This window comes from Algoriphagus sp. SE2, from assembly GCF_039563885.1.
Classification (GTDB): domain Bacteria; phylum Bacteroidota; class Bacteroidia; order Cytophagales; family Cyclobacteriaceae; genus Algoriphagus.
In genome coordinates, this window is sequence record NZ_JBCLWJ010000011.1 from 63,869 (window position 1) to 89,138 (window position 25,270).

The window sequence follows — 25,270 nt, forward strand, 5'->3', positions numbered from 1 at the left end:
TCTTAATTTTGCTAAATTGAGCAGGGCAAATATAAAGTAAAAAGTATAACCCTTCACTCTTGACTACGTATAAGAAAGTAACAATCTAATTTGGACTATGAAGAAAATTTCATTATTCACATCTTCAATAATTCTTGGGGCTCTTACTATAAGTGCATGTAGCACAAATAGATTAGCAACCACAGGAGAGCAAGATAATTTGTATTTTATGGCTTCAGACGCAAGAATAGCGACTGAATTTGCTGTACAAAACAATAACCCTGAATCATTTGAAAGTTTAGGTTCTTTGAATACAGAATCTTACAAAGGAGAGAATTTCAGTTCTCGAAATGTAAATCCTGAATATATTGCTAGGTATACCGCAGTAGAAGATACCACAACAAATGGTATGGTATATTTTGATGAGGGTATTGAGACTTCTGGAGAAGGTGATATAAACGCATACGATAATTATAGAGTAGATAATTCAAATTCATCCTTCGGATCAGGATTTACACCTTCCATGACATTTAACATTGGTTATATGGGTGGATTCAGTCCTTGGGGAATGGGATTCTATAATCCGTTTTACGATCCATTTTTCATGCCAGGCATGATGTATCCGTCTTTTGGCTTCAGACCCGGGTTTAGTTTAGGTATTGGAATTGGCTTTGGTTTTGGATCTTTTTGGGGTCCAAGCTATGCTTGGGGTGGATACCCTGGATTCGGCTATCCTGGTTTTGGATACCCTGGTTACGGATATCCTGGTTATGGGTTTAATAGACCAATATATGTCCTTCCTGGAGGAGAATATGGTGATAGAAGAGTTGTTCGAGGAGCTAGAGCTTCGAGAGGAGGAGGTTTAGCCTCAGCTTCATCAAGTACTAGAAGCTCGGCGATTTTACCTAGTACTTCTAGAGCACAAGCAAGAAGAGAAGCTATAAATTCACCATCAAATAGAAGTTTGGTTTCAAATACCAATTCCAGATCTGCATCCAGGCAATTTGGTAATTCTCAAAATGATTACTACACAAATAGCAGATCTAGAGTGGGTACAACTAGAAATGTTAGCTCTCCTGCAATCACTAGAAGTGCTACTCGTTCTAGAAGTGCAATGCCATCTGCCCGACCAAGCAATTCCAGATCATCTAATTCCTATTATAGTCCAAGTCGAAATAGTAGTTCTTATGACAGAAGATCTTCTAGCCCATCATACAACAGATCTTCTAGCCCATCCTATAATAGAAGTAATATACCTTCCAGGACAAGACCTTCTTATGGAACACCTTCAAGAATGTCCACCCCAAGTAGAGGATCAACAAACACAAGAACATTTAGTACGCCTAGCAGAAGCTCAGGTAGTAGCGGTATAAGTACTGGAGGATCCAGAAGTAGTGGAGGAGGTAGTGTCTCCAGAGGATCATCCAGAGGAGGAAGGGGAAATTAATTCCCCTTTTTTTTTTAACTAAACTGTCACATTTGTTATTTAAAACCGTTATTAACTAAACAAATTATTGATTCAATGAGGTTAACAATCCTTATTTTCTCTTGTCTTCTATTTGCATCCACCAATTTGCTTTTTGGACAAAGTGGATACTACGAAGATGCCTATCGATTCAGCCATGTTAAAGCCGGGGGTTCATCTCGGATTATGGCTATTGGAGGAACACAGTGGTCTTTGGGAGGAGATGTTTCAAACATTTCTGGTAATCCAGCAGGACTAGGCTTTTTTAGATCTTCAGAAGCTAGTATTTCACTTGGATATTCTGATTGGGCTGTAAACACTTCTTACCTTGGGCAAAATAAATCGTATAACACGACAAATTTTAATCTTCCGAATCTGAGTTATGTAATGGCAAACCCAAAAGAAGGATTAGGAAGAGGTGCTTTTAAGGGTGGAGCATTTGGAATAAGTCTTCAAAGACTTGCCAATTTTAATACTGAATATGGTTTCTTTTCAGACCAAATCGGAAATACATCAATAATTGATTTTTATTTACAGGATGCGAACGGAATACGTGAAAGCCAGATCGAATCGTTTGGTTTAACAGGACTAGCTTATTCTACTTACCAAATTAACCCTGTAATTTTTGATGATAATGGAAATCCTATAAATGATCCTAACACCTATGATTCCTTTGTAACGGGATTCCCATTCCAAGATGAAAACATAAGGCAAGAAGGAAGTTCAAATCAAATTACTTTCAGTTATGGAGCCAATTTTAATCATAAAATCTTTTTTGGTGGAGCTTTAGGTATCAGAAACCTATCTTTTACGTCCATCAAAAATTATAATGAAGAATTCCCAGATGGACCATTAATTAATTCTGCTTTGACTGAAAGATTATTTATTAATGGTTCAGGGATTAATTTAAACCTTGGAATTATTTTTAAGCCTATAGATTATTTAAATCTAGGTTTCTCATTCCAATCTCCAACCTGGTATGCCTTCAATGAGGAATATGAGGCGAGTATGATTGCAAATTATGATAACTATGAATTTGAGCAAGAAGATATTGTTTTAGGGCGAGTTGAAGCGCTTTCTGATTATATAGTGGGGTCTTATAATTTAAATACCCCTCTTAGAATAGGTGGTGGAGCTACCTTTTTCCTAGGTAAAAATGGCTTTGTTTCTGCTGATGTTGATTTTGTAGATTATAGTAATGCAAATATCAAAAGTAGAGATTTTGATGAAGGTCCCGACAATCAAGAAATCAATAGCACTTACACAAGCACCTTAAACTATAGGTTTGGAGCAGAATATAGAATTGATAAAATAAGATTAAGAGGGGGTTATGCTTTTTATGGAGATCCAATTGCAAACTCAGAATTTGACAGAAGCACAAATCAAATAAGTGGAGGGATAGGAGCTAAACTAAATAAATTCTCAATCGACTTGGCATTGATCAGTCAGAAAAACAATGGTTTATATAGAAGTTATCAAGTCCTTGATTCTCAAAACAACAATATAGGACCAGTGACGCAACTCGAAAATAAAATATTTACAGGAATGCTCACTTTAGGCTTTAGTTTTTAGGAGATTAATCAATTCAGACATCAAAAGCTCAGCGGAAAAATCTTCACCGCTGAGCTTTATTTTCGCCTGATTGTAAAAATATTCTCGATCAGTAAGAAGACTTTTTAATTTCATGGTAATCTCTATTCTATCCAAATCCTGAAACATTGGTCTATTCTGAATTTTAGAGACCCCTAATCTTTTTGAAATCTCTCCTAGAGGAACATCTAAATATACAGAGATGCCATGTTCATTTATCAAATCCATATTATCATTAAAACAAGGACAGCCTCCTCCTGATGCAAGTACATAGGATTGTTGTGATTTCAATATTCTTTTCAAGGATTCTGTTTCCCACTTACGAAACTGGCCTTCACCCAACCTATTGAAAATTTCAGGGATCTTCATATTGAAATCTTTCTCTACCAAGCTATCAAGGTCATAGAAGGGAAAATTTAAAATAGACGCTAACTGCTTGCCAAATGTACTTTTCCCAGAACCCGGTAATCCAATCAAAACAACTTTGAGTTCCTTTTTCATTTCATAAACAGATCGATCACCTCGGTAGCTTCCGGTGTATTATTATGATGATATTTAGCCAGTACAACTCCTCCTTTTAAAACTAAAATACCTGGATTAGAACGGATAATAGTTTTCACGACCGTAGCATCAGCTTGAAGACTAGTGATGTCCCAACCTCTTTTTTCTTTTAGATCATTAATTTCTTCTTCCGTTGCCGCAGCAACAAAGACTACTTTTAAAGGGGAGTCTTTTAAGCTTTCTATTAATCCATCTATTTTATCCAGATTTGCCTCACTCATTTTGGGCATGCTGCTTACTAATATCACAACCTTATTTCCTGTAAACATTTCCTGAGAATAATCTCCATCCTCATTCCAGACTGCGAAATCTGAAATCTTAGGAAGATTTTCAGGATTCTTTAAATTCATTTCCACAAATTCATAGCTTTCGTCCGAAGGGTATTGGTCTAACACAACAGTTTCTCCATCCTTTTTCATTACGTAAGAATAAAGTAAGGGCGCTGATGGCTCCATTGCTTTAGGAATATTAACCCCTACTTTATAGGCTCTAAAATCAATAAATGGCAAATTTCGTATAGCAACAATGGAAAGAAGGAGTGATGTAATTAATGTTAAAATCACTATACCTTTCGCCCATTTTGGAGATGTCTGAGGCAGGTCATCCTTGAAAAGGAGTAAAATTGCGATTAATACCAATAGAATAATATCCTTATAAAAAGACTCCCAAGGAGTCAGTTTTATAGCATCTCCAAAGCAACCACAATCTGTCACCTTGTTAAAATAGGCAGAGTAGAAAGTCAAAAAGGTAAAAAACAAGATCATAAGACCTAATAACCAAACAGTAAATTTACTCTTTACACCAAGAATAAGCATTACTCCTAGACCAACTTCCAACACAACCAAAAACACACCTATTGGCAACGCAAAAGGCTCGAAAATTGAGAAAAAGCCAGCTATATCATTTGAAAACACATCGAAATACTCCTCCAATTTGATCGAAGTACCGACTGGATCATTCACTTTGATTAATCCGGAAAAAATAAATAATCCTCCAACTAAAAGGCGAAGAACCCAAAGAAAGCTATCCTTAATCATGGTGATATTCTAGTTTGATCAAACAAAAAACAGAGTAATTAATCATGTCCTGATAATTCGCCTCAATCCCTTCCGAAACTAGAGTTTGACCAGCGTTATCTTCAATCTGTTTTACACGCAACAATTTCATAAGTATAATATCAGTCATGGAACTTACTCGCATTTCTCGCCAGGCTTCTCCATAATCATGATTTTTATTTTCCAAAAGTCCTTTTGTTTCGCTTACCCATTTGTCATAAACCGGTTCTAGATCTTCAAATGGGATTTCCATTCTATCATCCTTCGAAAAACTAATCTGAAGTAACGCTATCAAACAATAATTAATGATACCTACAAATTCGTCAACAATAGGATCATTTACTTTTTGACTACCTTTTTCTTGTATAGAACGAATCCTCTGAGCTTTAATAAAAATCTGATCTGTGATTGAAGACAGCCGAAGTATTCTCCATGCAGTCCCATAATCAATAGTCTTCTTACGAAATAATTCTTTACAACGGCTGATAACTTGTGTATATTCGTTGCTAGTTAGCGTCTCCAAATTTTATAACAGTTTAATGTTTCCGGTTAAGGGAGTTTCTTCGATCGAAGATAAATTATTTCCCCAAAAATATACATTTCAAATCAACAGACGGCTCCAAGTTTGGGACAGTCCAAAGATTATGGGTATATTAAATGTGACTCCTGATTCTTTTTTTGAAAGAAGTAGAACCAATATTACTTCAAAAGACTTTGCTGAACAAGTTGAGAATTTAATTTCTGATGGTGCAGACATAGTAGATGTAGGAGGATACAGTAGTCGACCAGGAGCTGATGTTGTCTCTGTATCAGAAGAAATAAATCGAGTAATTCCTGTAATCGAATGGATTTCAAAAAATTATCCCGATACAATCATTTCAATTGACACATTTCGAGCAAAAGTTGCAGAGAAAGCTATTAAGTCTGGAGCGCATATCGTGAATGATATTTCTTCAGGTGATTTGGATCAGGATATGATTCCACTAATAGCTTCCTTAAAAACTCCCTACATAGCAATGCATATGCGCGGAAATCCATCGAATATGCAGCAAATGACAAATTATTCTGATATTTTAGGGGAAATATTGAATTATTTCTCTGAAAAACTGGATCAATTCAAAAAGTTTGGCATTAAAGATGTAATTATTGATCCTGGCTTTGGATTTGCAAAATCTATTGAACAAAATTATTTTTTGCTAAAAAATTTAAGCCAGTTTCGATGTTTATCATCCCCAATTTTAGTAGGTGTTTCTCGTAAATCCATGATTTACAAAACACTTGGCAAGAATGCAGATGAGGCATTAAATGGGACAACAGTATTGAATATGTTTTCGCTTTGCCAAGGCGCAAACATCATTAGAGTACATGACGTTAAAGAAGCAAAAGAAACAATTAAATTATTCAACACGATTTACCCTTGACATTATTATTTAAAATAGGATTTTTAGACATCTCCATCGTCAATATGATAGATATTGCCATGGTTGCTGCCCTATTATATCAGATTTATAAATTGCTTAAGGGAAGTGTCGCTATTAAAATATTTTTAGGTTTCCTTTCGATTTATTTGATATACCTTTTGGTAAGAGCACTTCGAATGGAGTTGCTTTCTTCTATTTTAGGAGAATTTATGGGAGTCGGTGTGATTACGGCAATTATCATTTTCGCACCGGAAATAAGAAAATTCCTTCTTTTAATCGGAAGATCGTCTTTTCTCTCTGATGATAATGTGTGGAAAGACCTTCTTTTCTTTTGGAGAAAAAGAGAGAATTCAGTTTTCAATATTAGTCCGATCATTGACGCTTCAAAAACATTGGCGGGTAGTAATACAGGTGCTTTAATGGTAATTTCAAAAAGCACAGAACTTAAATTCTATGCCGAAAGTGGAGACATCCTAGATGCAGAACTATCAAAAAGATTATTGATTTCAATTTTTAATAAATACAGTCCACTTCATGATGGTGCTGTAATTATTTACAATGGAAAAATAAAAGCCGCTCGATGCATTCTCCCAGTAACAGAAAGAGAAGTACCTGCACAATTTGGCTTACGCCATAGAGCGGGAATTGGTATGTCTGAGGCAACCGATACCTTGATTTTAATTATTTCAGAAGAGACAGGTCAGCTCTCAATGGCAAAGAATGGCAAAGTCCTTCATAATATGTCATTTCAAGAGGTTAGAGAGACAATCAATGATTACTTAAATAATGAAGATGTAGATTCTAAATTTGAGGATATTGAGGATTATGAAATGAAAAAAAGAAGAAAGCTTGCGATGTCAAGTAAGTCATAATTAGTATGTAATTTCTCAAACATTTATCTAGAATATTATTTGTTTTTAGAATAGAATAAGGATTTTACTTTCTTACTCTCTATGATAAATGGATCATTTCTATTTTAGTGGTGATTTCTTCGATCAGCTTACCTCTTATAAGTTTAATTAACCCTTAAAAAATTTCTTTCTGGGAATTTATCTCAAAAAAAAGCAAATTATAGTTTCTTTCAAATGAACGAAATCCAGCATTAACTATTGAAAATTAGTTTGTTTTAAGAAATTAATTGGTTTAATCTTTGCCATCACCCAGTCATAGATCATCCAGTAACTTGAAAAACTAAGTTCTCTTCAAAAATGGAAAGAAAGCATAGAATACAACTTGTCTCTTTTTTTATACTTATTTCGGCAGGTGCATTAGCAACTCAGGGATATATACCTGAGTTAGAAAAGAAAATAAAAGACACCTACTCTACTATTTCAAATTCTACCAGAGTCGCTGACTTAAGAAATGATGAACCTGCCCCGATCGAGATCGAAGTGCCAATCCCAAGAGTTATTCCCCCGATTCCGGAGGATCTAATCACAAAAGAGTATGACAAGCATCTATATGCAGCAGAGTATAATGGATTCGGTTTAATTCAAAGTGAAGATCATTTTAATAAACTTATTGAAGAAAAAAAGTTGGTTCCAATCAGTAAGGGCGCTGGATACGAGGTGATGAAATTAACTCATAGCCATCCTTATATTACCTCATACTCAAAAACTATCCTTGAGGAGTTGGGCTTAGCTTTCCAAGTATTAACAGATGATGAAAGTTACTTCACACTAACTTCTGTCACCCGCACTCCTGATCAGCAAAAAAGCTTAAGAAGGAGAAATAGAAACGCAACAAACGGAATCAGCTCACACTCCTATGGTGCTTCATTTGATATTTCTTACATCAGGTTTAATGGAAAAAAAAGCTGGAGCCGAAAGAATCAGAAAAAACTTGAAAAAATTCTGAATGAATTCGAAAAATCCGGGAAAATCTTCTTCATTAAAGAAAGAAAACAAAGTTGCTACCATGTGACAGTAAGGTGATTTTTCAAACCAATCAAGAAATCTAATTATTTGAACTTCAGCAATTAATTCGTTTTGAAAAGCACATAAACACCCTTGTTCCTTTTTATGCTTAAAAAAACCGGGAATCTAAAAATAGAAACCCGGTAATATTATTTGTATGAAAATGATCACTTTTTACTTTTCCTAGAATCAAAAGAGTATTACTCAATCACTCCCAATTCCTTGCCTACTTCTGTAAATGCTTCTATAGCCTGATCTAAATGAGCTTGATCATGCCCGGCAGATATTTGTACCCTTATTCTTGCCTGGCCTTTCGGCACAACTGGGTAGTAGAAACCTATTACATAAATCCCTTTATCTAAAAGCTTTTCAGCCATCTTTTGAGAAAGAACAGCATCATATAACATCACCGGTACAATTGGATGTGTCCCTGGTTTAATGTCAAATCCTGCAGCTGTCATTTTCTCTCGGAAATATTTTGTGTTTTCTTCAAGTTTATCTCTGAGTTCAGTAGTATTAGTTAACAGATCAAAGACAGTAATAGATGCTCCTGTAATGGAAGGAGCCAAAGTATTTGAAAAAAGGTAGGGTCTTGATCTTTGACGAAGTAACTCGATAATTTCCTTTCTACCCGAGGTAAACCCTCCAGACGCTCCTCCCAAAGCCTTTCCTAGCGTCCCGGTAATGATATCTATCTTACCCATAACACCACAATGTTCGTGAACACCTCTCCCTGTTTTACCCATGAATCCTGTAGAATGACATTCATCAGACATAACCAAAGCTTCATATTTTTCGGCAAGAGCCACAATTTTATCTAACTGAGCAATAGTTCCATCCATGGAAAAAACACCATCTGTGACAATTATTTTTTGTTTCGCCCCTTTTGCATCTGCATCTTTTAATTGAGCTTCTAGGTCCTCCATATCATTATGCTGATACCTAAACCTCATTGCTTTACAAAGTCTAACTCCGTCAATTATTGAAGCATGATTTAATGCATCTGATATGATAGCATCATCAGGCCCTAATATTGGCTCAAAAACACCTCCGTTTGCATCAAAGGCTGCGGCATAAAGAATGGTGTCTTCCGTACCAAGAAATTCTGAGATCTTCTTTTCTAACTCCTTGTGAATGTCTTGTGTACCACAGATAAATCTTACCGATGACATCCCGAAACCATGCGTATCTATTGAAGCTTTTGCTGCTTCTATTACTTTTGGATGAGAGGATAATCCTAAATAGTTATTTGCACAAAAATTTAAAACTTTCTTTCCTCCCGAAATAGTAATCTCAGCCGATTGAGGAGAAGTAATAATTCTTTCCTTCTTAAACAATCCTGCTTCTTCAATCTGTTTTAGCTCTTCAACTAATTTGGGTTTTATTCTATCGTACATATATCTTTTATTAGTAATTGTTCAAAAACTCTTATTTTCCGTCAATCAAAAAGTCCTGCAAGACTTTAGATTTTTCTTACTTTTGCCATCACAATCCCAAATATAAACAAAAACCTAAAGCATGGCTTTAGGCCTTTTTTGAAAAACAAAACATGGAAAAAATCCTGGTTATTGGAGCTGCCGGACAGCTTGGTTCAGAATTAACAAAATCTCTAAGTGATATCTATGGAGGTGAGCAAGTAATCGCTACTGATTTAAATGAAGCCGCACGCTCCAAATTTGATTATTGTCGGTTTGAAGTTCTTGACATTATGAATCAAGAAGCCGCCAAGGATTTAATAAAAAAGGAAAATGTAAAACAGATTTATCATTTAGCTGCTGTTCTTTCAGCAACCGGAGAGAAAAAGCCTCTTTTCGCATGGGATTTAAATATGGAGAGTTTGTTATTTGTCTTGGAAACGGCCAAAGAATTTAAACTTGATAAAGTTTATTGGCCTTCCTCCATTGCTGTTTTTGGTCCAAACACCCCCAAAATAAACACGCCCCAATACTGTGTTAAAGAACCAAACACCGTTTATGGAATCTCCAAGCAAGCCGGTGAAAGATGGTGTGAATACTATTTCCAAAAATATAATGTAGATGTAAGGAGCTTACGATATCCTGGACTTATTGGATATAAATCACTCCCTGGTGGGGGGACCACTGATTATGCAGTAGATATCTATCATAAGGCTATTTCAGGAGAGAAATTCAATTGTTTCTTAAGAAAGGATTCATATCTTCCAATGATGTATATGCCAGATGCAATCAAGGCTACATTAGACTTAATGCAGGCTCCAAAAGATTTGGTAAAAATCAGGTCCAGCTATAATCTTTCAGCGATAAGCTTTTCTCCAAAAGAAATTTATCAGAGCATTTTAAAGCATTTCCCAAACTTTGAAATTGAATACAATCCAGACTTCAGACAAGCCATAGCTGACTCCTGGCCAGATAGCATAGATGATAGCTGTGCACAAAAAGACTGGGGATGGAAACCTGAATTTGACTTAGATAAAATGACTAAAGACATTTTAGAAAATCTTCCTCATTATACTTTCTAAAGAGAATTAGATTCGAAATCTAATTTAGTATCTCTTTTAAATTGAAAATTAACCAGAACTACCACACTCTCTTTAAAAGTAAATCGAAATTAATAAATTTACTTTTTAGCTTCAGACTCATGTCAAAAACAAGAATCATACTCCTTCTAACGACATCAGTAATCCTTACAATTTTTGGTTTTTTATTGTTTGGGAAAGAGAAAGAAGTGAATTTTAGTACACAGATTAAACCAATCTTAAATAAACACTGCATTTCTTGTCATGGAGGAGTAAAAAAGAATGGTGGATTCAGTGTCTTATTTGAAGAGGAAGCTTTAGCAATCACTGAATCAGGAAATCCTGCTATTATTCCAGGAGACCCTCATAATAGCGAGTTAATTAAAAGGCTGACAGAGTCAGACCCTGAATTGCGGATGCCCTACGAAAAGCCACCTCTCTCAGAGGAGGAAATCGAACTTCTCACCACATGGATCCGACAGGGGGCTAATTGGGGAAAGCATTGGGCATATGAGCCAGTCCAAGAACCAACGATACCTGAAACAAAGTTAGAAGCCGGTTTAAATTCTGAACCTAAAGAATCGTACCCAAATCCCATTGATAGTTTCATTGAAAGCAAATTAGAGGAACAAGGATTGAATTTTTCCGAAGAAGAAAAATCTTCTAAATTACTAAGGAGGGTATCACTGGATATTACAGGCCTACCTCCGTCGGACTCTCTTGTTAATTTATATGAAAATGGGAATATCTCTTATGATCAGGCTGTCGATTATTTATTAGACCAACCAAGTTACGGCGAGAATTGGGCAAGTTGGTGGCTTGATTTAGCGAGATATGCTGACACAAAAGGTTATGAAAGAGATGTTTCCAGAACGCTGTGGCCATTCAGAGATTATGTCATTAATTCTTTCAATAAGGACAAGCCCTTTGATGAATTCACGATTGAACAGTTAGCAGGAGATTTACTTCCTGATCCTTCTGTGGAACAGTTAACCGCTACTGCCTTTCATAGAAATACAATGAATAATGACGAGGGTGGAACACAAGATGAGGAATTCAGAGTATCAGCAGTTCTTGACCGATTAAACACTACCTACGAAGTTTGGCAAAGTACGACTATTGCCTGTGTTCAATGCCATAGTCATCCATATGATCCCATTCGACAGGAGGAGTTTTACGAATCTGCTGCTTTTTTCAATAATACCCGAGACGAAGATACCCATGACGAGGAACCAAGACTCAGATTTTACTCAGATGCAGATAAAGAAGAAATAGAAAGCATTCTATCGTGGGTGAAAGAAAACCAAGGAGAAGAAGCCGCCAAAAAAAGAAAAGATTTTCTGACTTTCTTCGAACCAAAATACGAAGCACATATTGCTACAGATTTTGATAAGGCAGAATTGATCGATACCAAATGGCTGGGAATGTGGCCAGGAGGTTCTGCCTATCTAAGAAATATTGATACACAGGAATCTAATCAATTATTGATGGATTATTGGACCGGTATCGATGGAAGTAAATATACTATTCAAAAAGATGGGCCTGAAGGTGAAGTTTTAACCACATTTACTATCAATAAAACGAATGGTGAAACCATTAGTGCTTTTCCATTTAAGCCAATCCAGGGAATTAATGATCTGTACATATCAGTTGAAAGTCCGAATGCAAAACCGCAACAAAACACTTCAACTATTGTCTGGTTTGCCTTTGTTCCAACTTTACCTGGAAATGATAAAGAAGGTTTTGCTTCCATAAAAAATTCTTGGGATGAGATCCTTAAATTCAAAGGGACTAAGCTTCCAATTTTAATCGAAAACCCGGACTACATGAAGCGGGAAACTCGGGTATTTGAGAGAGGAAATTGGTTGATGCTCGGAGAAAAGGTGAACCCAAATACACCGGACGAACTAAATCCCTGGAAGCCAGAATGGCCTAAAAACAGGCTTGGGTTCGCATATTGGATCACAGACAAGGAAAACCCGTTGACTTCAAGAACTTTTGTCAATCGGATTTGGGATCAACTATTTGGAAGAGGTTTAGTAAGTACCTTGGAAGATATGGGTACTCAATCAGACCCCCCATCCCATCCAGAACTATTGGATTTCCTTTCTTGGGAAACGATGAATAGCTTTGATTGGAGTATGAAAAAACTAATTCGTCAAATTGTTACTTCAAAAACCTACAAACAAAGCTCTTCTATTACACCAGAGCTTTATGCTATTGACCCTCAAAACAAATGGTATGCTAGAGGGCCAAGAAAAAGATTAAGTGCTGAACAAATAAGAGATCAAGCCCTGGCCGTCTCAGGTCTTCTATCAAATAAAATGTTCGGTCCAAGTGTTAAACCTCCACAACCAGAAGGAATTTGGCAAACTGTCTACAATGGAGAATCATGGACAGAGGCCGAAGGTGAAGATAGGTATAGAAGGGGGCTTTATACATTCATCAAAAGAACGAGTCCATACCCCTCTTTTATCACTTTTGATGCAGGAAGCAGAGAGGTTTGTTTAAGTCGCAGAATTGTAACAAATACTCCTTTGCAGGCCTTAGTTACTCTAAATGATCCTGTTTACATTGAGGCTGCAGCTCATCTGGGAAAATTGATGAATGAGTCAGGTTCAAATCCAAATGAAGCAATTTCCTTTGGATATAAAAAACTGATGCTTGTTCCTATTTCTGATCAAAAATTAGATGCTTTAGCTAGCTTATATGAAAACTCATTTTCTGAGTTTAAGCAGGACAGCACTGCCATGAATTCATTTTTCAAAGTCGAAGGTATCGATACCACTCCGGAATTAGCGGCAATGGCGGTAGTTGCCAATGCCTTACTAAACTTGGATGAATTTCTAACCAAACCATGATATGAAGCAGGTCGAAAAGTTAATAAATGAACTTACCCAGCAAAAACTGGAAAGAAAGACCAGACGACATTTTCTGATGGATTGTGTCAGTAAAATGGGAGGATTGGCTCTCGCTCCATTGATGTTTGGCTGTGATACTGGAGTGTCTAAAAAAACATCTACAGGACTAAATTTAAGTGAAAGAGACCTAAACCCTTTAGCTCCTCTCCCTCCTCCTTTTGGAGGAAAGGCCAAGTCAATTATTTATCTACATATGGCCGGAGCTCCTTCTCAATTAGAGCTTTTTGATTTTAAACCCGAATTAGCAAAATACCACAATCAACCTTGTCCGGAATCTCTTTTGGAAGGTAGGAAATTCGCATTTATTAGAGGCGTTCCTAATTTATTGGGTCCACAGGCAAAATTTGCTCAGCATGGAGAATCAGGAGCTTGGGTATCTGATTTTCTACCGCATTTTTCAAAGGTTGTTGATGAAGTTGCCTTCCTAAAAGCAGTTCACACCGATCAGTTTAACCATGGTCCTGCTCAACTATTCATGCAAACTGGAAGCCCTAGATTAGGCAGACCAAGTTTAGGAAGCTGGGTTACCTATGGTCTTGGTACAGAAAATCAAAATCTTCCTGGCTTTGTGGTTTTAACTTCTGGAGGCAAAACCCCTGATGCAGGTAAGAGTGTTTGGGGAAGTGGGTTTTTACCATCGGTTTACCAAGGTGTACAATGTAGATCCAAAGGTGACCCTGTTCTTTATTTGAAAGATCCGGAAGGTATGTCTAGAGACATGAAGAAAAACCTCATTTCTACGATTAATAAAGTAAATAAGGAGGAGTTTGATGCTTATGGTGATCCTGAGATTTTAGCTAGAATCAACCAGTATGAAATGGCTTATAGAATGCAAATAGAGGTGCCGGAAGTAATGGATATCAATGATGAGCCAGAGTATATTCATGAACTTTACGGAACAAAACCTGGAACTGAATCTTTTGCAAACAACTGTTTATTAGCTCGAAAACTTGTTGAAAAAGGAGTGCGCTTTGTTCAATTATATGATTGGGGATGGGATACCCATGGAACAGGCCATGATGAATCCATTGATATGGGTCTTAGAAATAAATGTAGAGAAGTTGACAGGCCAATGTCGGCCCTTCTACTTGATTTAAAACAAAGAGGTCTTTTGGAAGACACCTTGGTAGTTTGGGGTGGAGAATTTGGAAGAACTCCCATGCAAGAAAACAGGGAAGGGAAAACTCAGAGCTTTTTGGGAAGAGATCATCATGGAGATGCCTTTACCATGTGGATGGCAGGCGGTGGAATCAAGAAAGGTGCTAGTTACGGCCTCACTGATGATTTTGGCTTTTCTGGAATTGGAGAACAGGTTTCCGTGCATGATATCCACGCTACAATTTTACATTTAATGGGTTTTGATCATGAGCAATTTACGTATGAATTTCAAGGAAGACCCTTTAGACTTACGGATGTAGAAGGAGAATTAATCAGAAAAATATTAGCATAAACATGCGATCAATTACTATTCTCACCCTCTTTCTCTTCTTGGGACTAGTTCCATTTACTCTTTTGGCTCAAAAGAAAATTATGTTTTTCCAGACAGATTGGGGAAATGAGTTACCGATGGATGATTTTTTAGCTAAAGTAAAAGCTGAAGGCTATGATGGAATCGAAGTTTGGATGCCGAATTCTGATGATGCAAAAGCAAATCTAAAAGCTGGGCTAAAGAAATATGAATTAGAAGTGATTTTCCTTAATGGAACCAATAGAAGTTTACCATACAAAGAAGCCCTTGAAAATTACGAGACTGGATTAAAAGAAATTTTGGCTTGGAAACCAGTAAAAGTCAATAACCATACGGGAAATGATTTCTGGACAGAAAATCAAAATCTGGCATTTATTGAAGTTGCTGACAAATTATCTAGAGAAACGGGAGTACCCATCATACATGAAACTCATAGAGGAAGATTTTCTTATACCTTACCAGCCTCGGTATCAATGCTAGAAAGATTTCCAGATCTAAAATTTACGCTTGATATCAGTCACTGGATGGTTGTTCATGAGCGATTGATCAATAAAAAAGATGAAAATCTTCAAAAAATAATCCCATCTGTCTCCCATATTCATGCTAGAGTTGGTTTTGCTGAAGGACCTCAAATAAATAACCCAGCTGCTCCTGAATGGGAGAATGCTGTAAAAACCCATTTAGATATTTGGGAAGAAATCATTCGGAATTCGAAAGATCAAATATTCACTGTTACCACTGAATTTGGTCCTCCTCCCTATTTACCTACAATCCCTTTTACCAATGAGCCGATTTCAGATCAATGGGAAGCGAATGTTTATATCATGAAGGCCATTAAAGAAAGATTCTCGAATGATTGATTTTATTCTCCCTCTTTTTGGACGGTTTCATCCCATTTTAGTCCACTTGCCGATTGGCATCTTGACATTTGGAATCATTTTGGTTTTCCTTTCGAAGAAGGGGTCTATCCAATATTTAGATTCAATTAGATTGGCATTTCTTCTTGGCGGTGTCACAGCAGTTTTATCTTCTATCTCCGGGTTTCTTCAATACCAAAATGAGGGGTTTTCATGGGATACTGTTCAATTCCACCTCATTTTCGGATGGGCTACAGTCTTCGCTTCATTTTGGCTTTTTCATGAAATCAATAAATCAACTTCTTTCCCAAAAAATTTTAAGGTAAAGTCTGCAGGACTATTTGGATTAATGCTTATTACTGGTCACTTAGGAGGAAATATTACCCATGGAGAGGAATATTTAATTGAAGTTTTACCTACTGAAATGCAAAAAATTTTAGGGTATGAGATAGAGCCAGAAAAAGGATTAGTTCTTCCAGAGCAAGGATGGGAACAATTGGCTTATTATGATCAAGTTGTTCAGCCAATAATCAACCAAAACTGTAAGAGTTGCCATAATCCTAAAAATCTAAAAGGAGAATTAGATTTAACTTCCTACGAAGCTCTTATGAATGGAGGGGAAGATGGGAGCATATTAACAGGTGGAAATCCTGATGCTAGCCCATTGTATTCTAAGTTAATCCTTCCAAAAGAAGACGATGAGCACATGCCTCCAAAAGATAAAAAACAACCAGAAAAGGAGGCCATTGAATTGATTAAAGCGTGGATTGAACTTGGAGGAAATATAACTTCGAAATTGGGTGAAGCAAACATAAAAGCAGAAACATTGGAGCCATTTTTTCATAGAGTAGAAAAACCTTTTTATCCAGAAGTTAGCGTAGAACCAGCTTCTCTAGAATCACTTGCACAATTAAAGTCAGAGGGATTTTTTGCAGAGCCTGTTTCGGAAAGCTCTAATTGGTTGATGATTTCTTGTGTTAACTTCCAAGGTTTTGCAGATACAGATTGGTCAAAATTAAATCCAATAAAAAATCAAATAGTTTACCTTGATTTGACAGGGACTCAGGTAAGTGATCGAATACTTGATAGTTTACAAACCCTGCCCAATTTGACGGTTTTGAAATTAAATCAAACAGGTATTTCTGGGTCTACATTAGAAACTTTGAATTCCAATCAGTATTTAAAACATCTGTATATCAACAAAACTCAAGTTGAAACCGATGGTATTAAGATCTTAAATAATCATCCATCCTTAGAGAAAATATTTGCCTTTGATACACCAATATCAGAAGCTGAAATCCAAGAGAACTTCAGCTTCTATTTAGAAATAGGAAAATATAAATTACCTGCTCTTCCTACTGATACGATCGAATATTAACCAAGATTCTCGCTTATCACTTCTGGATCAAAGCCAAGAGTCAGAGCACCATTGGGATAAAGGATGACTGGTCTTTTAATCATACTTGAATTAGCAATCAAAATATCGATTGCCTTTGAAGGATTATTTAATGCTTCTTTGGTTTCTTCATCCTGCTTTCTATAGGTAGTTCCCTTCCTGTTGATTAAAGAATCCAAATCCGTTTTAGTCAAAAAGCTTTCTAGTAACTCCTTTGTTGGTTTTTGTTTCTTGTAATCGAAAAATTCGAAATCAACTCCTTTTTCGTTAAGGAAGTCAAACGCTTTTTTCATGGTATTACAATTCTTGATTCCGTATACTTTTACTGACATGGGTAGATATGTTTTCCTGCAAATTTAAGGGTTTTGATGAATGCAAACTTTTATTTTGAATATGAATGGTTTAATTTCCTTAAAAATACTACCCTTTGAAAAAATCAAGGAAATTAGAAAAATGCCTTAATTGTGGTAAAGAGCTCTCTGAATCTGATAATTTTTGCTCCAATTGTGGGCAAGAAAATAAGAATCAGAATGTCTCCATTTTCAGGTTTGTTCAAGATTTTATTTCAAACTATCTAAACTTCGAAACCGTATTTTTTCAAACCCTACCAGCTTTTATTTTTAAGCCAGGCAAACTTACAAACACATTCAATGAAGGTAAAAGAAGGAAGTACATCCATCCAATCCGGCTATATTTAATCGGTTCTTTATTTTATTTTTTCGTGGCATCTCTCGCTGTTCCTAAAGATGTTTTGGACAGATTTATGTCTGGGGAACTTACTCCTGAACAAATCGACGATAATACTGGAGGGATGGTGAAATTCAACTTAGAAGCAGGTAAAACTTTAGACTCTCTTAAAAAATCTGGAGAATTAGATGGGCTAAGCCAGTTAGGAGTGAATTTGGATTCAGCTCAGATGAATTTCCAGAATATCGAAGGATTCAATAAAACAATTGAGGACTCAATCAGTCGTGGTAAAAGAGATTGGAGGGAATTAAGAAAACTAGCTGTGGATCTAGAGGTTTCCGATTCTTCATTTGAAACTGCAATTTCAAAAACCTCCTTTAACATCTTTACTGGGCTAGACTCAGAACAAAAAAGAAGATTTGTGGCAAATTCTGGACTTTTCATTTCAAGTGCAGTTCAGAATCTTCCAATAATGATGTTTATTCTTTTACCGTTTTTCGCATTTCTACTTTGGGTCTTATACATTAGAAGTAAGAAATATTATGTAGAACATCTCATTCATGGACTCCATCTCCATTCTTTTGCCTATTTCATCTATGGTTTAGGAATCCTTTGGATGTTTGAGACAGAAAAAGGAATTGCCTTGGTATTTTCGATTTGTTTTATTTGGGTGACTACTTATGCTTACTTATCCTTATTAAATGTTTCAAAGCAGGGCTGGTTTAAGACTTTATTGAAATTTTGGGTTTTAGGCCTATTTTATGTTATTATACTTGCGACGGCCACAATGCTTGAACTCTATATTTCACTCATCACTTTTTAACAAAAAAAACCGGCCTAAAGCCGGTTTTCAATTAGTGAAAAATCTCTTTTATACTCCCACGATGAGCATCTAAAATCTCTTGGATAATTTCATCAGTTAATGCGGTCGACAAAAACAAACTTTCAAACTGAGATGGAGCCAAATACACTCCACGTTTTAGCATCGCCTGGAAATACTTGCCAAATAAGGCAGTATCAGCATGCTTTGCAGACTCAAAATCATAAATCTCATGTCCAGTAAAAAACAAAGAATACATACTCCCTAAACGATTCACAGTGAAGTTCAAACCAAGCTCTTTATTGATGGCCATAATCCCACCAGATATCAATTCACCGATGTGATTTAACCTGGCATATTCTTCAGGATGTTCATTCAAATGTGTCAACATGGCCAAACCAGCAGCCATAGCAATTGGATTTCCGGAAAGTGTTCCTGCTTGATAAACAGGACCAGCAGGAGAAACAAATTCCATAATTTCTTTCTTGCCTCCATAAGCACCTACTGGCATTCCTCCACCGATAATCTTACCTAATGTTGTCATATCTGGAGTAACACCAAATAATTCCTGAGCCCCACCTTTTGCCAACCTGAAACCAGTCATCACTTCGTCAAAAATCAAAACAATTCCTTCCCTTGTGCAAAGATCTCGGAGGCCTTGTAAGTATCCAGCTTTTGGCAGACACAGTCCCATATTTCCAGGAACTGGCTCAAGAATTAATGCGGCGATTTCACCTTTATTTGCAGCAATCAGGGTTTCAATTGCCTCGAGATTATTGTAAGGTGCAAGCAAGGTGTCTTTTGCAGTTCCTTTTGTAACCCCAGGGGAATCTGGATCTCCCATGGTCATGGCCCCAGAACCCGCTGCAATCAAAAAAGAATCACCATGCCCATGATAATGTCCTTCCATCTTGATGAATTTATCACGGCCAGTATATCCTCTAGCTACACGAATCGCAGACATGGTCGCCTCTGTACCAGAATTAACCATTCTTACTTTTTCCACAGAAGGCACCATATTGACAATTAATTCAGCAATATCCACTTCTTTAGCTGTAGGGGCTCCAAAGGAAGTCCCATCTTCCATCGCTTTAATTACTGCTTCTTTTATCATGGGATGGTTATGCCCCAAAATCATGGGACCCCAGCTATTGATCATTTCAATAAAACGATTTCCATCTTCATCGAAAAGGTAGGCTCCTTCTGCTTTTTTTATAAAAAGTGGCTCTCCTCCCACGGCTCTAAATGCTCTAACCGGAGAATTAACTCCTCCCGGTATAAAATTTTGTGCATGGGCAAACAGTCTTTTACTTTCTGAAATTTGCATGGATTACTTAAGTGGTTTCATTTCTCCTGCATCTATTTTGAATACAGGAACATATTGATTGTTATTGCTATTTTGGAAATTAAATCCCCAAGAAACTTTGCCTTGTTGAAAAGATGCCTGATCAAGATTTCTTCTAAGATCAAAGCCTTTGGTAGGTCCCATATTTGAGGAAAGCCAGTACACTAACTCTCTACCCAACGTGGCATTTAGGCTAGGGTAAGTCAAATTTTTGGTATAGAAATTTTCCTTAAACTGCTGCATGGCATCAGCTTCAAAATTCGGGGTATTATTTGAAATAAAATGGAAGTTAGGAAATTCAAGCATTTCATAATTTGCAAAATTGAAGCCTATCCAAGAATCCATTACCAAAAATGGGACAGAAGCATTCACTGATTCCATCAATCCAAAAGTTGGCTGGGCAATTGATGGATCATCTGTCAAAAGGATGAGTTGATCTGCTTCCAACTCAACACTATCCATTCCCGTTCTAATGCCTTGCCTCTGTAAAAAATCAATCACATTTCTTGAATTAACCTGCTGCATATCAATAATTGAAAATCCGGCAGAGGTTAATTGATCCTTTAAAAGCATTCCTAATTGCTCGTCACGAGAACTACCACTATATCCCAGTGCAACTTTTCTACCCCAATCCTGATTTTGAAGCGCTTCCACAATTCCTTTAGAAATAGAAGCTACCGAGGGTCTAAATAGATAGCTGTATTGGGTATTCTCAAAGCGCTCACCTAGATTCGATAAAGGATGAATCAAAGGTATCTTTGATGCTTCTGCAAAAGAACTAACCAAGTCTACTTCATCAGGATAAATCGGGCCGATAATTACATCTGCTTTAACAATGACAGGGTCTTTAAGCAAGTCTGCTAAATGATTCATGTCCCTCTTAGAATCAAAGGTATGAAGGGTGACTTGCTTGCCTTCTTCCTTCAATCTATTCACAGCAAAATTGATTCCCTGATATAACTCAAATATAAAGCTGGATTGATCAATAGAAGATGCAGCTGCTGAAGGAGAGGTTGAAAACGGAAGAATTACCACAAAATCCAAAACCATATCTTTTACGGAATTCATACCTCCGCCTGCATTTCCCTGTAATTCATAATAAGCAGCTCTTTCGGTAGCTGAGAGAATCGTTTGGCTTTCTAAAATAGCCTTTAAAGCTGCTGCATATCCTTTATTTTCTTTAAACTCCTGCAGATTGGCTACCATAAAACTGGCGCTGGTATTTTTAAGATTCTCGAAAGTTGCATTTTCTGCCAGTTCCTTAATCGATTCCTTCTTAATTCCCTTGATGGCTCTTAAAGCTTCCAGCTTCTGTTGGTTTTGGAAATAAGCCAGAGCTAATAAATACTTTGATTCGTCAGATTTAGTCCATACTTTATTTGCCACTAAAGAAAGAGCTGTAATTGCCTGAGCCGGTTGATTTGCCCCAAGTGCAGCTTCCCCAATATGGAATGCCGCATAATTAGAAAGGTTTCCATATTTATCGGAATCCAAAAACTCTCTAAAAAGAGGCATCGCCTCCCAGTAATTTTTCGAATTAAGTAAAGTCTGCGCTTTTTGGTAATCCTCAGGAATATTCTGAGCAAAATTGAAACTGACTATAAAAAACGCTGAAAGTAATAAGAGATATTTTCTCATAAACCTGAAGGTGAATCAAACATCAAAACAAGGTTTGCAAATTTAACCCAATATTTTCAAACCCAAAGTTTAGGCCGAAAAGCATTGAAAAGTAAAAACCCGAAGTCAAAGCTCCGGGTTTTAAGTTTTTTTAAAGATTTAGAATTAAGAAATCAGAGATTTAGATTCCAAATTCTCTTACTCCCATTCTATCGTTGCCGGTGGCTTGGATGAAATATCATAAACCACTCGATTTACTCCTTTCACTCGATTGATGATCTCATTGGATATTTTTCCCAAGAATTCATACGGAAGGTGAATCCAATCTGCTGTCATCCCATCAACAGATCCTACAGCTCTTAAAGCGACAACCCTTTCATAAGTCCTCTCATCTCCCATTACACCTACAGATTGAATTGGTAACAACATGGCTCCTGCCTGCCACACCTGATCATAAAGTCCATGATCTTTCAACCCCTGAATAAAGATATGATCCACTTCTTGAAGTGTTTTTACTTTCTCCGCAGTAATATCTCCTAAAATTCTTATGCCTAATCCTGGACCTGGAAAAGGATGTCTTCCAATAATTGTCTCTACGATATCCAATGCTCTACCTACTTCCCTCACTTCATCTTTAAAAAGCGTATTCAAAGGTTCTACTACTGATAGCTTCATAAAATCGGGTAATCCTCCCACATTATGGTGAGATTTAATCGTAGCCGAAGGTCCTTTAACCGATACAGATTCTATTACATCTGGGTAAATGGTCCCTTGACCCAACCACTTCACTCCTTCAATTTTATGTGCTTCGTCGTCAAAAACTTCAATGAAAACACGACCAATTGCTTTTCTTTTTGCTTCCGGATCTGTTATACCTTCCAAAGCTTTATAAAAACGGTCCTTGGAATCTACTCCAATCACATTTAAACCCATGTGTTTGTATGAATCCAATACTTCTTCAAATTCATTTTTGCGAAGCAATCCATTATCTACAAAAACGCAGGTCAATTGATCACCAATCGCTCTATGAATTAATGTGGCAGCAACGGAAGAATCAACACCCCCTGAAAGACCCATTACAACTTTATCTTTACCGATTTTAGCCTTCAGTTCTGCAACGGTAGCATCGATAAACACATCTGAAGTCCAATCTTGTGTACAGCCACAAATATGAACCACAAAGTTTCTTAAAAGATTTTTACCTTCTGTGGAGTGGGTTACTTCCGGATGAAACTGAATACCATAGGTATTTTCTTCTTTCACTTTGAAAGCAGCCACTCGTACAGATGAAGTACTGGCGATCACTTCAAAATTATCAGGTAACTCTTTGATGGTATCTCCATGAGACATCCAAACCTGAGAACCATGGCTCATCTCCTTGAGTAGGTCGTAATGCGTATCGATATGGCTCAGATTAGCCCGTCCATATTCTCTGATTTCGGAAGGAAGGACTTCTCCCCCATATTTTTGTGCCAGAAGCTGTGAGCCGTAGCAAACTCCCAGAAGAGGAAGTTTCCCTCTTAATACATCCAAATCTAAATCAGGAGATCCCGCATCTCTTACAGAGCAAGGAGAACCTGAAAGAATCACTCCTTTGATATCGGAAGTGATTTCTGGAACTTTATTATAAGGGTGGATTTCACAATAAACATTCAGCTCTCTAACTCTTCGGGCGATGAGTTGGGTGTACTGAGAACCGAAATCAAGGATCAAGATTTGTTCTGCCATGCGCAAAGGTAAGCAGGTAAGGCAAATTGAGGAAATGATATTAAAAATTTTACCGAATAATGTTTGGTATATTATATCTCTCTGGTAATTCTCATGGTAGAATTATACCAATTGGTAGGTTATCAAACCAAAAACAATATAATTTAAGGCAAATTCTCATTAGAGTTCCACCCTATGAAAAAGTCATTATATATTTTATTTACTCTTTTACTTTTTTCTATTTCCGGTTTCTCGCAAAAAACCGCGCTAAATAAAAGCTCTAGTCCATACTTTGATTTAATAAGACCAGCATTCAAGGGAGATTTAGCCTATGAAACCGTTGCTTTTGTAGAAAAATATTGGAGAGTAGCAGGAAATACGGGATTTAACAATACAGTAGAGCTGATCGCTTCCAATTTGGAAAGTGCAGGATATGTCTTGGAAGAAAACGCTTCCAACACCGATAGATTGACTTACAGAATTGAAAAAAGAAAAATGGACAGACCTACCTGGGAGCCTGTCGATGGATCAGTTCAAATTATCGGTCAAGATGAAAAGCTGTTAGACTTTAGCACCAATCGCCATTTGATGTATCAATACTCTTCCTCCACCCTGGAAGAAGGCGTCACTGCTGAGATCATTTATGTGAAGGACAAAGAAGCTTTAGTTGGCCTTGATGTGAAAGGAAAAATCATTTTTGCCGGAGAAGGCGGATACCGGGCATTCCAATCTGCTGTCAAAGAAAAAGGGGCTTTAGGTGTTTTTACCTATGATATGCCGGATTACCTCCAACCAGAAAAGAATATCACCTCCATCCAATTCAGAGGATTAAGGTACGATGCAGAAAATCCGACTTGGGCCGTAGCACTTTCATTTGAAGCCAAAGAGAAACTAATGGCTGCCTTATCAGAAGGCCCAGTAAAAGTGAATGTGAAGATCCAAACCAAAATCTATGAATCTGAAGAATTAACTGTGGTAGCCAATGTCAAAGGTTCTGAACTTCCTTTGGAAAGTTTGGTCTTTTCTGCACATATCCAGGAACCGGGAGCAAATGACAATGCTACAGGCGTAGGAACTCAGCTTGAAATGGCTAAAATCACAGCTGATTTGATGAAACAAGGCAAGCTCAATCTGAAGAGAACTTTGACTTTCCTTTGGGGAGATGAGATTATTTCTACTAGAAGATATATTGAGGAGGAAGAAAAAAGAGAACCGGAAATCAACTGGGGGATCTCTCTGGATATGGTTGGGGAAAATACAGACGTAACCGGAGGAACTTTCCTGATCGAAAAAATGCCCGATCCAAGTGCCATATGGACCAGAGGAACCGACAAGCACTCGGAATGGGGCGGATCTCCAATGACAGCGGAACAAATGAAGCCACATTATTTCAATGACTTTATTATTTCAGTTTTCGAAGCACAAGGAGAATATGCTAACTGGGTTGTAAAAACCAATCCCTTTGAAGGAGGGTCTGATCACACTCCATTTTTACGTGCCGACATCCCTGGCTTGCTACTTTGGCACTTCACAGATCAGTTTTACCATACTGATAACGATCGTTTAGACAAAGTCTCTCAAAAAACCATGGTTAATGTCGGAACTGCAGCTTTGGCTTCAGCCTATACGTTGCTGAATGGAGATGTCAAAACTGGTAAGATACTTGCTGATTTACTTCTTACCAAAGCAACTCAAAGACTGCAGGTTGAGGTTATTTTGAGTAAGAAAGCAATTGCAAATGGCGAAGATGTAGCGGAACAAAAGTTAATAATCTCGACTTGGAAAGATTGGTATATGAATTCTCTGGAATCAATTAGTGATCTTTCTCCCGAACCAAATCAACAATTAGAATCTTTAATGTCTGAAGCAAAGGAGAAATTGGAGGGCGTCTATCAGTCAATCATCTTGGGCTTATAAATAAAGTCTATAATAGAATCAGGATTTTTAAATTTGACTTTCGAATTATGGGTT

At 37.0% G+C, this 25,270-nt stretch carries 20 protein-coding genes; 12 read left to right on the plus strand and 8 right to left on the minus strand.

The features are described from left to right. Positions 1-97: 97 nt before the first annotated feature. Entirely contained in the window at positions 98-1,426 is a 1,329-nt protein-coding gene (locus AAGF08_RS13630) for a hypothetical protein (protein ID WP_343511780.1), read from the plus strand. Between the two features lie 75 nt (positions 1,427-1,501). Further along, positions 1,502-3,016, plus strand: coding sequence for an outer membrane protein transport protein (locus AAGF08_RS13635; protein WP_343511781.1), 1,515 nt, complete (start codon positions 1,502-1,504; stop codon positions 3,014-3,016). Here the strand turns inward: AAGF08_RS13635 and AAGF08_RS13640 are convergent. From AAGF08_RS13640 to AAGF08_RS13650, 3 genes are read right to left on the minus strand one after another with little or no spacing between them, the layout of a single operon-like run. Continuing rightward, positions 2,999-3,535: a shikimate kinase gene (locus tag AAGF08_RS13640; RefSeq protein WP_343511782.1), complete on the minus strand. Its 537-nt coding sequence runs from the start codon at positions 3,533-3,535 to the stop codon at positions 2,999-3,001. The two genes, AAGF08_RS13635 and AAGF08_RS13640, sit on opposite strands and share 18 nt — an antisense overlap. Then, positions 3,532-4,632, minus strand: coding sequence for a BT_3928 family protein (locus tag AAGF08_RS13645; RefSeq protein ID WP_343511783.1), 1,101 nt, complete (start codon positions 4,630-4,632; stop codon positions 3,532-3,534). Before AAGF08_RS13645 ends, AAGF08_RS13640 begins: the two co-directional genes overlap by 4 nt. Then, positions 4,625-5,173 carry a DUF1599 domain-containing protein gene (locus AAGF08_RS13650; protein WP_343511784.1) on the minus strand — a complete coding sequence of 183 codons (549 nt, stop codon included), beginning with the start codon at positions 5,171-5,173 and terminating at the stop codon, positions 4,625-4,627. The genes AAGF08_RS13645 and AAGF08_RS13650 overlap by 8 nt, the downstream gene beginning before the upstream one ends. A 16-nt stretch (positions 5,174-5,189) precedes the next feature. Here AAGF08_RS13650 and folP point away from each other — a divergent pair, with 16 nt between their 5' ends. The 3 genes from folP (at position 5,190) to AAGF08_RS13665 (ending at position 8,005) form a co-directional block, all read left to right on the plus strand. Next, positions 5,190-6,071: a dihydropteroate synthase gene (gene folP / locus AAGF08_RS13655; RefSeq protein WP_343511785.1), complete on the plus strand. Its 882-nt coding sequence runs from the start codon at positions 5,190-5,192 to the stop codon at positions 6,069-6,071. Next, the gene (gene cdaA / locus AAGF08_RS13660) at positions 6,068-6,943 is read left to right on the plus strand and encodes a diadenylate cyclase CdaA (protein WP_343511787.1); all 876 of its coding nucleotides are present in this window, start codon (positions 6,068-6,070) and stop codon (positions 6,941-6,943) included. The genes folP and cdaA overlap by 4 nt, the downstream gene beginning before the upstream one ends. Positions 6,944-7,279: 336 nt before the next feature. Beyond that, positions 7,280-8,005 (plus strand): DUF5715 family protein, encoded by a 726-nt coding sequence (locus AAGF08_RS13665; RefSeq protein WP_343511789.1) that lies wholly within the window; start codon positions 7,280-7,282, stop codon positions 8,003-8,005. 182 nt (positions 8,006-8,187) lie between these two features. Here the strand turns inward: AAGF08_RS13665 and kbl are convergent, their stop codons facing one another. Continuing rightward, positions 8,188-9,384, minus strand: a complete 1,197-nt coding sequence (kbl, locus tag AAGF08_RS13670) for a glycine C-acetyltransferase (protein WP_343511790.1) — start codon at positions 9,382-9,384, stop codon at positions 8,188-8,190. A 152-nt stretch (positions 9,385-9,536) separates the two neighbouring features. Between kbl and AAGF08_RS13675 the strand changes: the two genes are divergently transcribed. The 5 genes from AAGF08_RS13675 (at position 9,537) to AAGF08_RS13695 (ending at position 17,105) form a co-directional block, all read left to right on the plus strand. Next, entirely contained in the window at positions 9,537-10,484 is a 948-nt protein-coding gene (locus AAGF08_RS13675; RefSeq protein WP_343511792.1) for an NAD-dependent epimerase/dehydratase family protein, read from the plus strand. 119 nt (positions 10,485-10,603) lie between these two features. Next, positions 10,604-13,342 (plus strand): DUF1553 domain-containing protein, encoded by a 2,739-nt coding sequence (locus AAGF08_RS13680; protein ID WP_343511793.1) that lies wholly within the window; start codon positions 10,604-10,606, stop codon positions 13,340-13,342. A 1-nt stretch (position 13,343) separates the two neighbouring features. Then, positions 13,344-14,852 (plus strand): DUF1501 domain-containing protein, encoded by a 1,509-nt coding sequence (locus tag AAGF08_RS13685; protein ID WP_343511794.1) that lies wholly within the window; start codon positions 13,344-13,346, stop codon positions 14,850-14,852. A 2-nt stretch (positions 14,853-14,854) separates the two neighbouring features. Next, positions 14,855-15,730 (plus strand): TIM barrel protein, encoded by an 876-nt coding sequence (locus AAGF08_RS13690; RefSeq protein ID WP_343511795.1) that lies wholly within the window; start codon positions 14,855-14,857, stop codon positions 15,728-15,730. Further along, positions 15,723-17,105 (plus strand): c-type cytochrome domain-containing protein, encoded by a 1,383-nt coding sequence (locus AAGF08_RS13695; protein ID WP_343511796.1) that lies wholly within the window; start codon positions 15,723-15,725, stop codon positions 17,103-17,105. Before AAGF08_RS13690 ends, AAGF08_RS13695 begins: the two co-directional genes overlap by 8 nt. Here the strand turns inward: AAGF08_RS13695 and AAGF08_RS13700 are convergent. Further along, on the minus strand, positions 17,102-17,455 hold the full coding sequence (locus AAGF08_RS13700) for a Spx/MgsR family RNA polymerase-binding regulatory protein (RefSeq protein ID WP_343511797.1): 354 nt from the start codon (positions 17,453-17,455) through the stop codon (positions 17,102-17,104). The two genes, AAGF08_RS13695 and AAGF08_RS13700, sit on opposite strands and share 4 nt — an antisense overlap. 95 nt (positions 17,456-17,550) lie before the next feature. Between AAGF08_RS13700 and AAGF08_RS13705 the strand changes: the two genes are divergently transcribed. After that, the gene (locus AAGF08_RS13705; protein WP_343511798.1) at positions 17,551-18,633 is read left to right on the plus strand and encodes a DUF3667 domain-containing protein; all 1,083 of its coding nucleotides are present in this window, start codon (positions 17,551-17,553) and stop codon (positions 18,631-18,633) included. 31 nt (positions 18,634-18,664) lie between these two features. On the opposite strand, the gene hemL is transcribed toward AAGF08_RS13705, so the two are convergent. From hemL to guaA, 3 genes are all read right to left on the minus strand, one after another. Further along, positions 18,665-19,957 carry a glutamate-1-semialdehyde 2,1-aminomutase gene (gene hemL, locus AAGF08_RS13710; RefSeq protein WP_343511799.1) on the minus strand — a complete coding sequence of 431 codons (1,293 nt, stop codon included), beginning with the start codon at positions 19,955-19,957 and terminating at the stop codon, positions 18,665-18,667. 3 nt (positions 19,958-19,960) lie between these two features. Further along, a complete protein-coding gene (locus tag AAGF08_RS13715) occupies positions 19,961-21,613 on the minus strand; it encodes an amino acid ABC transporter substrate-binding protein (RefSeq protein WP_343511800.1) in 1,653 nt (550 codons plus the stop codon). Positions 21,614-21,790: 177 nt separating this feature from the next. Next, positions 21,791-23,320 (minus strand): glutamine-hydrolyzing GMP synthase, encoded by a 1,530-nt coding sequence (gene guaA, locus AAGF08_RS13720; RefSeq protein ID WP_343511801.1) that lies wholly within the window; start codon positions 23,318-23,320, stop codon positions 21,791-21,793. Positions 23,321-23,494: 174 nt separating this feature from the next. Between guaA and AAGF08_RS13725 the strand changes: the two genes are divergently transcribed. Next, positions 23,495-25,216, plus strand: a complete 1,722-nt coding sequence (locus tag AAGF08_RS13725; RefSeq protein WP_343511802.1) for a M28 family peptidase — start codon at positions 23,495-23,497, stop codon at positions 25,214-25,216. The last annotated feature ends 54 nt before the right edge of the window (positions 25,217-25,270 follow it).